At 42.6% G+C, this 14121-nt stretch carries 9 protein-coding genes and 3 tRNA genes; 5 read left to right on the top strand and 7 right to left on the bottom strand.

Annotation, left to right across the window (positions count from 1 at the left end; all coding sequences use genetic code 11):
• Positions 1 to 383 precede the first annotated feature (383 nt).
• The 4 genes from V7K45_RS29575 to V7K45_RS29560 all read right to left on the bottom strand — a co-directional run bounded on the left by V7K45_RS29575 (position 384) and on the right by V7K45_RS29560 (position 2448).
• Entirely contained in the window at positions 384 to 1985 is a 1602-nt protein-coding gene (locus V7K45_RS29575; protein ID WP_335009004.1) for a TROVE domain-containing protein, read from the bottom strand.
• A gap of 37 nt (positions 1986 to 2022) precedes the next feature.
• A tRNA-OTHER gene (locus V7K45_RS29570) sits at positions 2023 to 2148 on the bottom strand.
• A gap of 28 nt (positions 2149 to 2176) precedes the next feature.
• Positions 2177 to 2298: transfer RNA gene (locus V7K45_RS29565), tRNA-OTHER, on the bottom strand.
• A 23-nt stretch (positions 2299 to 2321) separates the two neighbouring features.
• Positions 2322 to 2448: transfer RNA gene (locus V7K45_RS29560), tRNA-OTHER, on the bottom strand.
• Positions 2449 to 3023: 575 nt separating this feature from the next.
• On the opposite strand from V7K45_RS29560, the gene V7K45_RS29555 reads away from it, so the two are divergent.
• Positions 3024 to 3758, top strand: a complete 735-nt coding sequence (locus V7K45_RS29555; protein WP_335009002.1) for a hypothetical protein — start codon at positions 3024 to 3026, stop codon at positions 3756 to 3758.
• Positions 3759 to 3784: 26 nt separating this feature from the next.
• On the opposite strand, the gene V7K45_RS29550 is transcribed toward V7K45_RS29555, so the two are convergent.
• Together V7K45_RS29550 and V7K45_RS29545 are read right to left on the bottom strand one after the other, a co-directional pair.
• Complete coding sequence (locus tag V7K45_RS29550; RefSeq protein ID WP_335009000.1) at positions 3785 to 4915, bottom strand: quinone-dependent dihydroorotate dehydrogenase; 1131 nt, start codon at positions 4913 to 4915, stop codon at positions 3785 to 3787.
• Between the two features lie 98 nt (positions 4916 to 5013).
• Positions 5014 to 5283: a hypothetical protein gene (locus tag V7K45_RS29545; protein ID WP_335008998.1), complete on the bottom strand. Its 270-nt coding sequence runs from the start codon at positions 5281 to 5283 to the stop codon at positions 5014 to 5016.
• Between the two features lie 133 nt (positions 5284 to 5416).
• Here V7K45_RS29545 and V7K45_RS29540 point away from each other — a divergent pair, with 133 nt between their 5' ends.
• The 4 genes from V7K45_RS29540 (at position 5417) to V7K45_RS29525 (ending at position 13074) form a co-directional block, all read left to right on the top strand.
• Complete coding sequence (locus V7K45_RS29540) at positions 5417 to 8341, top strand: sensor histidine kinase (RefSeq protein ID WP_335008996.1); 2925 nt, start codon at positions 5417 to 5419, stop codon at positions 8339 to 8341.
• Positions 8342 to 9003: 662 nt separating this feature from the next.
• Positions 9004 to 9861, top strand: a complete 858-nt coding sequence (locus V7K45_RS29535; RefSeq protein WP_335008994.1) for a PEP-CTERM sorting domain-containing protein — start codon at positions 9004 to 9006, stop codon at positions 9859 to 9861.
• Between the two features lie 426 nt (positions 9862 to 10287).
• Positions 10288 to 10971 carry a class I SAM-dependent methyltransferase gene (locus V7K45_RS29530; RefSeq protein WP_335008992.1) on the top strand — a complete coding sequence of 228 codons (684 nt, stop codon included), beginning with the start codon at positions 10288 to 10290 and terminating at the stop codon, positions 10969 to 10971.
• Between the two features lie 423 nt (positions 10972 to 11394).
• Complete coding sequence (locus V7K45_RS29525) at positions 11395 to 13074, top strand: flavin monoamine oxidase family protein (RefSeq protein WP_335008990.1); 1680 nt, start codon at positions 11395 to 11397, stop codon at positions 13072 to 13074.
• Between the two features lie 99 nt (positions 13075 to 13173).
• On the opposite strand, the gene V7K45_RS29520 is transcribed toward V7K45_RS29525, so the two are convergent.
• Positions 13174 to 14109 carry a metallophosphoesterase family protein gene (locus tag V7K45_RS29520; RefSeq protein ID WP_335008988.1) on the bottom strand — a complete coding sequence of 312 codons (936 nt, stop codon included), beginning with the start codon at positions 14107 to 14109 and terminating at the stop codon, positions 13174 to 13176.
• Between the last annotated feature and the right edge of the window lie 12 nt (positions 14110 to 14121).

Below are 14121 nucleotides of genomic sequence, written 5' to 3'. Positions count from 1 at the left end.
AAAAAGCCAAAACACAGAGGTACTGGACAACGAGTTGAAACTCCTAAATTTCATATCACTAATCAGTTTTTCAGCCTTAACTGAACCGTATTGAATTATAGCTAGGAAGTTTGACAGATGCGATCGCACATCGAAGACACCCTACTCTTACCCATCGCTGAAATAGAAAAACGACCATTCAAAAATTAAATCGCCTTCTTCTTTGTGTCAAGTAAAAATCAAACAAAGGCGGGTGCGGGGGTTGAACCCGCTAATCCCCACAATGGTGGAGACGTAACCGATAACCCTAAATTCTTCGGCCCCGAAAGGCAAGTTGCGAACAAGGATAACCCGCCATGAAGTCTGAAGGATAAAGTGTTTCATCCTTTAACCTTCAGTAATATCTACAATTCACCCGTAGCCAGCATCTGGATAATCCGAGGCGTACCTGGGTCAAACCCTGCCAAATCCCAAGACAGCGAATCTTCAGGATCTACCAAAGTAATTTGGTAAGGTGTCAAGGTGACATACACCGCCTTGACGTTAGGATTTACCTTTTTGCGGTACTCCTTCAGCGCTTGACTTGGATGCTTATACCCCGCCCAGCTTTCCGAGTCAGTCCAAAAGCAGACTACATCAGCTTTGAACTTATTCTTAATCATCCAGTCATAAGCTACAGATGCATCCGTTCCACCGAAGTTTTGGTTGCTAGCTTTGCGAACCGCAGAACTAAAACTATCTTTGGCAGTGATGCCTAATTCCCGGAATTCTGTAGCAAAACCACGAATCATGTAGTTTTTCTCTGCTTTTGCTGTCACCAGTGCCATTGTGGTGGCAATTTCACAGCAAGTCAGCCCCATATCTGCAACCATGCTACCCATAGAACCAGAAACGTCTACGGCGTGCATGAATACTTTACCTGTGGGTTGCACAACATCAAAAGACAGTTCAACCGCCTTTTCTAAAATATCCACAATCCGAGGAACTGGATTCCAAGTTTTCTTACTGCGTCCTAATGCTCCACCAGATTTATATGTTTTGAGTGCTTTCAAAACATCAATCGGATGGATGCGACCTTTACGCAGATGTTCCTTGTTATTGAGAACTGCTTCTACTCGCAGCAAGTTAGCGCTTTCATCAGTTCGCAACACATCCAGTTCAGTTAAAGAACCCAGGTTACGCAACATTGCACCTATTGGCATTTCCTGAAATAGCAACTGCCAAGCTTGCTTATCCATTTTGCCCACTGGTGCAGCCATTTCGTGGGTTAAGCGTCCTTGGGAAATGGCTTCATGGGTTTGGGTTGGATTCCGCTTCAGCCACTCATACCACCAAATCTGCGCCAACGCTTCTGAGGGGATATCTGCTGGTAATTCTTCCCAGCCTCTAACTACCCACTCAAATAGTTGACGGTGATTTTCTGTAGGCGGTTTGACATGGAACAACCGCAACGCATCTCGGTGGGAGAAGCCTTGACGCTGTTGATATTTCAACAGTTGATAAGCTAAACCCTTGACATCCTCCCGTGAGAGCCAAGTTTTACCAGCTTCCCGCACTACTTTGCCAAATCCCCGCAGAGATTTGGTGTAGTTCAGCCATTCGTAGAAGTGGCTACCAGTGCGGACAATTTGCGGGAAGATTTCACCAAACGCCTGTTTTGCTTCTGGTGCTTCAGCCATTGATAGCAACACTAGAGCCAAGATAGGCGCGCTGTTATTAATGGCGCGTCCATCGCTAGCATACAAAATCTCTTCTGCTACACGGCCAGGATTTTCGGCAACAGCTTGTCTGACAACTGCCACAAAATCTTCAGTTAATTCCTGTTTACCTGCGTAGTAAGTGCTTTTTGCTGTGCCAACCAACAAACAACGGCGCAGCATTTTCCAAATGCCAGCATCAAACATCCAGCCGCCGGAACGTCCCTGAACCATTTCTGCTTCTCGTCCGGGGATAGGTTGATTTTGGGGTGTAGTTGTTTTCTTTTTAGTGAAAAAATTGTAATTCATCGCTTCATCTCCCGGCCCTTGCGGGCAAAAATGAAAGATGGCAGAGCGGGAATCGAACCCGCGACATCCGGCTTAAGAGGCGATAACCCTAATTCGTCGGCCTTTTCAGGCAAGGTGTGAACAAGGATGTTTTTCGGCGCTCTACCAACTGAGCTATCTGCCACATGAAAATTAAAAACACAAAATTTAATCTGGTGGAACAGGATTTGAACCTGCAACCGATGAATTAACGATAACCCTCGTATTCGTCGGCCTTTGCAGGCAAGGGGTGAATAAGGATGTTCATTGCTCTACCAGATTGAGCTACCCACCAGATAAAAATTCAAAATTAAGTTTTGGGTGGCGGAGCAGGATTTGAACCCGCGACCTCTCGAACCCTAATCGATAACCCTAATTCGTCGGCCTTTGCAGGCAAGGGGTGAACAAGGATGTTTAGCGCTCTACCAAACTGAGCTACCCGCCACATGAAAATTCAAAACTCAGCATTAAATTTGCTGTAACGAAGTAGGATTTTTACCTACACCTCCAGAAGTTTGATCGGGGGTGTTTTAGTTATATGCGATAACCCTCGATACGTCGGCCCTTCCGGGCAAGGTGGGAGCTCTGCCATTTGAGCTATTCGCTACTGCTGAAAGCTAACTCCTTCATGAAAGTTGACTTGTATTATTAATGTAGTATATGTATTATCGGTTGTCAAGGGTCTGGTAAGCTAATTTAGAATTATTGCTTTGGAAAGAAAAGCTGAGATGTATTACGATCGCTCTCATCAAAACCCTCTTATTTTCTCTGGTAAAAACTTTTGCGCGTAGTTTACCGCACTTCTCTACGAGACGCTCCGCGAACGGCAAGCTCAGTGACCACCGTAGGCATCGCAGACCAATCTTATACGAGCAAAAAGGTAATAAGCCTATAACACCTACTGAATATAGCTTTTGCCGGCAAATTTGCCGTAACTTTGCCAAAAGATACAAAAAAGTGACACAATTTTTGCCAAGATAGATAATATTATTTACTAAAATTCACTTGGCAAAAATCGGCATGAGTGAGAAACCCATAGAAGGTAACGGTAAGGCTTTTCTCGTTCTACTTTTGCCCATCTCGTTTTTGATTATTTTCCTAGTTGCTACTTGGAGAATTTTACTGGCGGTAATTGTGCTGGTAATTGCCTTCAAGCTTTGGCAGGAATATCAATGGCAACAGTGGACTGTGCGAGTTAACCCAATTTTTCATCAGTTGGTTCGTGAAAATCAAGGCAGACTGACGCCAATGGACTTGGCAATCAGGGGCAATTTTCCTGGAACAACGGCAAAACGCTACTTGGATAGTAAAGCCTCGGAATTTGGTGCCAGTATAGTCAACTCTGAAGATGCAGGGCAGTCTTATTACTTTATAACTGCCAGCATTCTCGGCAATATTCTTGATAGTAGTGAGCCTGTTAAAGAACTTCCGGCTCAACCAGTTACTAAAACAGCGCGATCGCTTTTAGCACCACCACCAACCCCACATGAGGAAGAACCAGAAACCGAATCACTCCCACAGCAAACACATGAAGAAGTTAAGCGATCGCTGGAAAAACAGTTAATTTTTGGCTCTCTGATCCAATCTGAACTTGCTAAACGGCTAAATGTCTATTCCAGTACGGTTTATAAACGGCGAAACGATCCAGAGTTTCCTGAGTGGAGCCGCAGCAAAGACCCTGATGGTATTGCCTGGTCATTCTCGGAAAAAACTAAAGAGTTTTTCCCAGTAGAGGAAGAACAAAGCAAAAGTTAAAAGGTAAAAGGAAGAACTTTAAAGCTTTACTTTTTACTTTTTACTTGTAAACCCACAGCTTCGTTGATGGAATTTAATCCGCTTTGTTCTAGCTTGGAAAGTAAACCAGCTAGAATTCGGCGTACCATCATTGGCCCTTCGTAAATCCAGCCTGTATAAACCTGAATCAAGCTAGCACCAGCAGTAATTTTTTCCCAAGCATCTTCTGAGGAAAAAATACCACCAACCCCAATAATTGGGATTTGTCCTTGAGTTTGCTGCCAAATAAAACGAATTACCTCAGTGGAGCGATCGCGCAATGGTTCACCACTAATTCCGCCAGCTTCATCCTGGGGTGATTTGCCATTTTGGTCAATCAACTGGGTTTTGAGTCCATCACGGCTGATGGTTGTATTAGTGGCGATAATTCCCGCCAGTTGGTAGGTTTTAGCAAGAGTTATAATGTCAGCGATCGCAACCCAATCTAAATCTGGCGCTATCTTGACAAAAATAGGTTTTCGTGCAATATTTTCTTCTTGTAATAAATTCAAGATGGCACTGAGCATAGAAGCATCTTGGAGCGATCGCAACCCTGGTGTATTGGGAGAAGAGACATTAACAACAAAATAGTCTCCCAAATCTTTGAGTAAACGAAAACTATCGAGATAATCCTGTGCGGCTGCTTCTAGGGGAGTTATCTTAGATTTACCCAAATTTATCCCTATGGGTATCGAGCGGATTAACTCATGCTTTCCTTGTTTCAAACGTGCCGCCATTACTGCTGCACCACTGTTATTAAAACCCATCCGATTGAGAGCAGCTTTATCCAACGGGAGGCGAAACAAACGAGGACGGGGATTTCCAGGCTGTGCGTGAAAAGTTACAGTTCCTAGTTCTGCAAAGCCAAAACCCAGGTTAGACCAAATGTCCGCAGCGACTCCATCCTTGTCGAAGCCAGCCGCTAACCCTACCGGATTTGGAAAGTTTAGCCCAAACAAATTTTGTTCTAGACGGGAATCGTACAGGCATAAAGACTGCTTTAAACGTTGGTTTACCCAACTAGAAGGCGTTTGCGATAGCCAATTAAAACTGCGAATCGTCTGCTGATGTAACCACTCTGAATCGGTTTTTACCACATTAAACAAAAGCGGACGAATAGCAAGTTGATAAATATCCATTTCAATCCTTAAAACTACGCTAATTTGGTAGACTGCCGCGCTTCCTCTTTAGCTTGTCGAAGTTCTTCTTTAAATTGCCGCACTTGTTCAGCAAGCTGCTACATTTCTTCGGCAGAATTTCTCATTTCTTCAGCAAGCTGCCGCGTTTCTTCGGCAGAATTTCTCATTTCTTCAGCAAGCTGCCGCATTTTTTCGGCAGAATTTCTTATTTCTTCAGCAAGCTGTCGCTGATCTTCTTGTGAGAGCCTGGTATCTTCAGCAAGCTGTCGCTGCTCTTCTTGCAAGACCCTGGTATTTTCAGCAGACTCTCGCTTTTCCTCTGAGACTTGTCTCTGCTCCTCTTGAGCATCGGACGGAGTTTCGCCCATTTCCCTAGCACTCCATAATCTAACTTTAACGAACCTGTTATCTACAATTTTTAGCAAACACCTGTGGCAATATTACTCAGGGTGCTTTTCTGGGCATCTTATATATTACAAGTTATGTTAACCAATAAATCAGATGGGGCAGCCGCAAAAACCTATAGCCGCCGAACAGCAGATCCTCTCTTTGGGACGCGTCCTCCAGAACCTCAGAGAAGAAGATGATGTTGACGTTCTGATTGAAACTACTATTTCTTATCTCAAAGAAGAGTTTGACTATAAACTGATTTGGATTGCTCTTTACGATCGCCTGAATCACATATTATTCGGAAAAGGAGGCATCACACCCGATCGCGACATGAGCTTTTTACGCCAAAGAGTTGTTCTCAGTCCTGGGGATTTATTAGAACAAGTAGTAATTGAACAACATCCTTTAGGCGTAGCTGATTTGCAAACTGAAATCCGCGCCGCCGAATGGCGAAAAATAGCCGAAAAATTCCACATCCAAGGAACGATTATTTTACCAATTCGCTACAAAGACCGTTGCTTGGGCTTGGTATTACTGGGTTCAGAACGCTGGGGCTACTTACTGACAGGAGAAACAAAAGCACGTTTGATGATGGTTTTAGGTGAACTGGGGGCAGTGCTTTATCAAAATGAAATGCATAAGCACCAAAAGCAAACCAGGCGAACTGACGAGCCATTATTAGAATTGCTGGAAAATTTACGCACCCTCAGCAACCTGAATCAAAGACTTGAAGCAGCGGTGCAAGCAACTCATAAATTTGTCTCCCCCAGTCGGACAAATGTTTACTGGTTTGAGCGCGAAGGGCGCTACTTTTGGTGTCGAATGAGCAATCAGCTGGTCAAAATGGATCGCAATACTAGCAGTCAGCAAGCAGCGGGAATGACTGTACAGGACTTGAGCGATTTTTATTATGCTTTGGCAGTTAACCAAATAGTCTCCATTGGTGATGCCCGCAGTTCTTTAAAAAGCCATTTTACGGCTAAATTGCTGCAACGTTTGAACGTGCGATCGCTCCTGGCAGCTCCGATTATCTGGCAAAAGAACTTAGTCGGTTTTCTGGCGGTGGAAAGCAATGAACCTCGCATCTGGACGGACACAGACAAAAATTTTGTCCAGGGTGTTGCTGGTTTAATCTCCCTAGTTACACCTACCGAAAGCATGGAAAGCACGATCAAACAGATTCAAGAGGATGCTCAACTGACTAGCCAAGTTGCTCAAGGTATCTATAGCGAACATGACCTTCAGACAACTTTACACAGTTGTGCTAAAAGAGTTTTAGCTCGATTAGGTGCTACCCGCTTTTTGCTGTTGCAGTATGACCCCGAGCAGAAGAATTATCAATTTACTTACCAAAGTCAGCCCCAAAATCGTCGACCGTTGACATTTACCCTTCATACTCTCAAAGAATTAGACGGGCAGCTTTTGCAAGGTTCAACACAGGCGGTGGAAATTGAGAACTTAGATGAAGATTTACGCTTTTTTAACTGGCGACCCTCATTGTTAGAGAATAATGTGCGATCGCTACTTGTTTGTAAATGCACTCACGAGCATATACCAGCAGCACTTTTGGCGATCGCTCATGAAAGCCCTCGTTCTTGGACAACCCTAGAAAAAGAATTGCTGTGGGCTGTCAGTCAACAGATTGGTGTAATTATTCGTCAGTGGCAATTACATAACCGCACTACCCAGCAGCAAAAAACTTCCCAGGCCTTTGAGCAATGCTTACGCATCCTGACACAATCCCAGAACAGCATTGAGGTCGAAAAAAAGCATTTAGAACGTACAGCACTCGAACAAATAGCCTCAATTTTGGGCTGTCCTCTAGCGCTAATGCTATCTTGGGCACCTGGTGAAAGTCGGGCAGAAATTATTCCTGGAGTGATTGACAATAGCCAATTTGGGATTTTTTCTGATGTATCTATTTCTATCCAGGCTGAAGCCTTAATTCAGTGGGCACTTACTACAGAGAGTTACCTGACTTTGAAGGTGGATAATTTACCTCCAGAAACCCGGAAATGGTTGAATGTTCCAGACAAAAGTCAAATTTTGGTAATGGCATTACGTACAACTGCTGTTTATGAAACCACTGGTGTTGTGTTGCTTGTAGACTATCAAGAGCGTCGTTGGTCAGAACAAAACCTCAGTGCAACAGCAACTCTGATTTCTCAATTAGCCTGGTGGCGTCGTGAAAAGCAAGTTACCCGACTTTTAGAATCCACAACCGAAGAATTACGACAACTCAACTGGTACAAACATCGTCGTCTAGAGGAAATTCAAAGAATAACGGCCCATTCCCTGAAACAAATACACGATTTGGGCATTCCTGCAAATGAGCTGACTCAGATGCGCTACCAGCTATTGCTGCGGCAGTTAGATCATACAGCCACCTCCATGAGTGGAATGCTAAAACTCGAACACTGGCAGCTACATATTAGTTGGGAAACTATGCCCATAGCTAGTTTATTGAAGCGATCGCTCGAACGGATCGACAATTTACTCAAACAACAAAAGCTGTGGATTGGTGTGCATGGTTTGGGACAACCAATTGACGAGCAAGAAGCGCCCAAGAATTCTTCATTAGTTAGAGGCGTTCCTCCCTCCAGCGCTCAATCTGCAATGGCGATCGCTGGTGATATTGTCAAAATTGAATTAGTTATCCATGAATTATTGGTTACTGCCTGTAACCGTTCTCAAACCGGTAGCAGAATTGATATTTGGTGTCGCCGTTTAGATGCGTCAAAACCCTCAGATATAAAATATTCTTCTTCTACAACTGGAGCAGCTGAACATCAGACATCCCTAGAATTATCGATCACATATAACGGTGCGATCGAACCACAGCTACTCACGGAACTACATGATAATACACCGAAAGATGTTCTTGTTCCTTCAAAGCTCGACCAACCACCAGCTTTACATCTGGCGATCTGCCAAAACCTCATGCAAGAACTAGGAGGAGAGTTAAATTTCTATCAGTTACCAGATAATCGGGTAGTCAGTCGCTTGTTGTTGCCGTTAGCTATTCATGATTCTTAGTGCAGCTTTGCCTAAAATCGCGGCGAATTGAGTGTTGAAATTTAAACGTTCGGTTAAAGGGTAAAGGGGAAAGAGAAATAAAAAACCTTTAACCGCAAACCCATTCCCCTTTTCCCCAAATCCTATTCTGAGTTCAAAATGCTTATCCGAAGCGTATTGCCTGAAACAAACGGCATTGATACTAATCCTGACTTCGGTAATTGGTACAGGCGATCGTTACTTGGTTTTACAGTGACTTGCTTGCTCATCAAAGGATGCTCAGGCACCAACATTACTTATGTGAACTCCTCCCTACTGAATTTGTGAACTTTTCCATACTGAATCCTTACGTAAACCCCAATTAAAAAATGCTCTTTTTTACTCCAGCTTTACAAAAACCTAGTGGATGCACGGTTAGTATGAATATGTAACCAATTGACCGCACGCCAGATTTAATAACTAAATTACTTATGCGGTTATTACTTATATATAAGTGCGTAAATGGTAAATAAAAATTAGCCATTAAATAGAAGATTTCTTCTACATAAGACAAACATGGCTTGGAAAGTAACCAGGCTGACCATCCTGCTTGCCTATACTTGGCTCTTACTCATTAGTAAGGCAGTAGATAAGCATGACAAATTTGCAATCTTAACATCGTAAAACAAAAAACTAGAAGTTGTATGAAAAAGCACACCAAATTTGTAAAGCGTTTTTTGGCATTGGCTACTCCAGCGATCGCTACTTCCATATTGGCAACCTTACCGAGCCAAGCTGCTACCATTGCATATTCTGAGTCAAGATTCAACATCAACAACTTTAGTAGCAGCCCTTCAGATGTTAGGACTTTGACTGATAATGTGACCACAGCAATTAGCACAGGTGGTCAAGTAACTGCTGATGCTAACGCTGAGGCTAAGTTTAATATCGATGCAAATAACTCTGCCTCCAATTTGTCCTTCAGCCAAGCTCAAGGTCAGGGTGATGGCTATACAGGGACGGCGGAAAGCTTTGCTGGGATTATCGGTTATAATTTCATAGTTGACAAAGAGTTTTCTTTTGATTTCAGTGGCTTGTTTAACCTTAAAACATCCATTGATGATGCAGTGACTGAACGTGCAAATGCTCGTGGAGAGTTTTTATATCAGTTATACGACAGCGATAGTGGTAATCTTTTAGACTCTTTCAAAATTTCTGGAAATTTATCAACTATAGGTAACAATGATGCTTTTGTATTTGAACCAAGTAGTAGCATAACTCTTGATTCAAGTCAGACTACTATTGATAAATCTTTTGGCGGAACACAGGAATATGCTTTGACTAGCTTTAAGGGTAAATATTCCCGTACTTTCGATAAGTTAACTCATTTAACCTTAATAGAATCTAAAAGTAATCAGGTGAGCGTCTATACTGTCCCAGAACCCTCAACAATTCTAGGTTCGCTGTTTAGTTGCGCTATGTTTGGTGCTGTCTCAATACGCAAGCGTAAAAGAGCTTCTTCGGTTGCGTTGTTGGTTAATAAGGATTTAAGGTCTGTTTAAGTAGGTAGGCACGAAAAAATTCACCTGTGTAAAGGTAAGTAAATACGTAGAATGCATCTACCGAGGTGACTTATATATGGGCGTCCGTTTAAGGATATTCTTCACTCGTCAGCAAGACAGAACCCTGTTAAAGCTAACAACTGCGGATTTGCCACAGAGAGTAGATCGAGCAGAAATAATTAGGCTAAACGCACATGGCTGGTATGATGAGTACCACCATTGCCTATGCGGTCTTTGATGGCGTTACAAGTAGGGGAGAAAAAGAAAACTATAGTACACAACGTGTAAAATTTAACTCTAGTACCTATGGTTAAGTTTTCGTTATATAGTTATAAATTTTCTCGCCTACCTATTTTATCTGTAGCCAAAATAAACTGCGAAGTCCCAACACTCAGGCTGTGTTTTCTGAATATGAAAGATTAAAAAATGAATATTCAAGAAGCTTTTAATATTGCCGCAGGAGATTACGATAACTTACGTCATATTCTAATTCCCTGTTTTGATGACTTTTACAAAACAGCTGTTGAAATTATCCCAGGCGATCGCACTGCATCATTGAAGGTTCTAGATTTGGGGGCTGGTACTGGACTTTACTCAGGTATGGTTCAGTCCGTCTTCCCTAATGCAGAGTTCACTTTGCTAGACTTAGCGCCTGAGATGTTAGAAAAAGCTAAGTTGAGATTTAGCAAAATGGGTAAATCTCCCAAAATCTTAATTGGTGACTACATTGAGACTGATTTAGGTGATTCATATAACCTGATAATTTCTGCCTTATCGATTCATCATCTGTCAGATGTTGACAAAGAACTTCTTTATCAACGGATTTATGATGTCCTCAATCCTGGAGGGATATTTATCAATGCCGATCAAGTTCTCGGCAAAACCCCTGATTTAGAAAAACTTTACCGTCAACACTGGCTAGATTCTGTCTGCGCTAAGAATATTTCAGAAGAGGATCTCAAAGCTGCACAAAAACGCATGGAATACGATCGTATGGCAACTCTTGATATTCAACTTAGCTGGTTAGAAGCAGCTGGGTTCCAAAATGTGGATTGTTGGTATAAAAATTTTAGCTTTGCTGTTTTTGGTGGTTATCGACCGACTATTTAACTAAGTAAGTTCAAATAATTAGGAGATGCTTTTGCAGACAACCTTACTAAGATGGCAAGGCTAAATTTGTGCATTAAATCTATTTATGGTTTCTCCTCGCGTCTCCCGTACCCCTTCGCTCCGTTACGCTACGCAAAGGTGGAGCCAAAAATAAAGGAAGTATTTTATCTAATATCAGGAAGTGGGCAAGAATAAATCAAACTATATTAAGCAATTTAAAATTAATTAAACTGGCTATTAGTAAGAAATTCGGTCATTATATGAAAACTTTGATTATTGATAGCAAGTAATTTAAATAAACCAAAACTACTATGAAAAATTTGATTAATTTTTAGATATAAATTGAATTACTTCATGAAAAAATTAATCTAAAGCTGCAATGATGAATATTATTTGAAAATTAGCGGCAATAAAGGTGGTTGAATGGCTAAGTCTGCACTAATGGTATCTTTGCAACGTGCTTATAAAATTGCGAGAGCATCGCTCAAAACTGGCATTCCCACAGATGAGATAGTTGACATTTTAAAACAAAAAACCACTCGTCGCCGTTTACTATATGGGGGTTTGGGATTAGCAAGCGCATTAGCTACATCTACCTGGCATAATGGACGTGATTCTATGGCTTTTGGCACAATTCCCAAGGTGCTGGTAGTGGGTGCGGGAATTGCTGGTTTAACTGCCGCCTACCGTTTACGTCAAGCTGGGGTTCCTGTAGACATCATTGAAGCGAGGAATCGCGTTGGTGGTCGAATGCGTAGTTTAGCCAACGCAGCAGGTACTGGCGTGACTGTGGAACTAGGTGGAGAATTTATTGATACAGATCATACTAAATTGCGATCGCTTGCTGAAGAACTTGGTTTAACAATAGTCGATGTACTCGCTACTGATAAGGGTTTAGTGCCAGAAACATGGTACTTTCAAGGACGCAAAATTCCCGAACTAGAAATTATTAATTACTTCATTCCTTTGGCGCGTAAAATTGACGAGGATTTAGTTGCCATTGGGGATGGAGATGTAACTTATCGCTCTTACAATCAGGCCGCTTTCGCTTTAGATAATACCTCCATTGCAGAGTATTTAGAGCAAGCAAAAATTAATCCCATTCTGCAAGAAATGCTAAAGGTGTCTTATAGTACCGAATATGGTCGAGAGGCAGCAGAACAATCCTGTTTGAATCTACTGTTTTTGATTGGTACTAACACTGATAAATTCTCACTCTACGGTGAAAGCGATGAACGTTACACCATTCGTGGTGGTAACGACCAAGTACCCCGTCTGCTAGCAAATTCTTTAGCTTATGCTATCCAAACTGAAACAGAATTGGAAGCTATCTGTATCCGTCCTGATGGTCGCTATCGAGTTAGTTTAAAGTCTGGCTATAAAACCTTCGATCGTACTTATGAAAGAATCTTGCTGACATTGCCCTTTACCACTTTGCGTTTAGTGAAGTTGGATGTGAATTTACCAGCATTTAAACAGAAAGCGATCGCAGAATTAGGATATGGTACAAATGCCAAATTAATTACAGCCTATCAACAAAAATTATGGCGCACTAAATATAACTCAACAGCAGCAACATTTACTGACACAGGCTTTCAAAACACCTGGGAACCCAGTCGCTACCAAAAAGGCTCCAAAGGTCTAATTACTAACTTTACTGGTGGTGAACATGGCTTATCTTTGGGCAAAGGTTCAGCAGAATCTCAAGCCCAAATACTATTACCACAATTAGATCGGATTTTCCCCGGAATCAAAAATCTGCGTCAAGGTCAAGCCATTCGCGCCTATTGGCCTGGAGAACAGTACACACGAGCCTCCTACGCTTGCTATTTAGTCGGACAATGGACAAGTATCGCTGGAGCAGAACAAAAACGTGTAGGTAATCTATTTTTTGCTGGCGAACACTGTTCTCTGTCCTATCAAGGATATATGGAAGGCGGTTGTGCAACAGGTGAAGTTGCAGCTCAAAGAATCCTCAAAGATTTAGGTTGGCGAAATATCTCTGCTCAACAGAAAAAATCAATTAATACCAATCAACTAAATCGCCGTCATCCCAGAATTCCAAGGGACGAACGTTTTTCTCACGACTACACGGAAAAGTAAAGTACTTAGTTCTCAGTAATCAATATAGCGCTCTCAAATGTGTGAGGACTGGGGAAAGGGGAAAGGGAAAAGGGTAAGGGATTTAAACTCTTTACCCCTTTACCCCGCCAAGTTCACTTGGCGAACTACTAGAGCATGTTGGTCAACTCTAGTATCCTTCCCAGAAATTACCTCAACTGTGCGGAATCCAAGCACCGCCAACAGATTATTTTCAGGGAGCTTGACAGGAGCAGGTTGATCGCCGTGACCTGGAGCGGGGAGGGGATAGGCAGTCGCCGCAGCGGTGTGGAAGCGAATATTGCCTTCGCTGTGCTCAATCACTTGATGGATGTGCCCCGTTAACACTGTTACCGATGCAAAGCGAGATAGCAGTGAAAGCAACTTAGCAGAATCAGCAGTTGCCCATCCCCATTTGGGATAAAGGTCATATAGGGGAATATGGCTGAAAACAACTAGAGGCGTATCCTGTTTCTGGTTTGCCAAATCTTTGGAGAGCAAGTCCAGTTGTGCCTCACCTAGTTTGCCTGTGCCGGTTGCCCCAAAGTCCAGCACATTGGTTAAGGAGACAAAGTGTATTCCCGCCCGATCCCAAACCTGTAAACCCTCTTTGACATCCTTGCGGTTAAAAGCTTCCTCGTAGGCTTTGCCGCGATCGCCAATTGTATCGTGCTCCCCTGGTAGAGTAAACAGTGGGACTTTCAATTGGGAAAGCAGTTGTTTCGCTTGATCGAATTCTTCTGGTTTAGATAAATGGGAGATGTCTCCCGTGTGAATGACAAAGGCTGGTGGAGTGGGTAAAGCATTGATTGCATCGATCGTTTTCTGAAGCGTATCGGTGACATGTTCATTTGCAGGTTTTTTGAAACCAATGTGCGTATCGCTGATTTGAACGAAGGAAAACGGTGAAGTCGTGGATGATTTTTGAGCATTTGGTTCTCCCACCTGACAGGCAGTTAATAAGCCATTTGCACCAACAGCCCACACAATGCCGAGTCCTGTCCAGCCCACGTGTTCAATAAATTTTCTGCGTTGCATTGGTATTCCTCT

It is taken from the genome of Nostoc sp., assembly GCF_036917375.1.
GTDB lineage: Bacteria > Cyanobacteriota > Cyanobacteriia > Cyanobacteriales > Nostocaceae > Nostoc.
The sequence above is the reverse complement of the archived record's forward strand: the minus strand, read 5'-3'. Positions and strand labels throughout refer to the sequence as shown.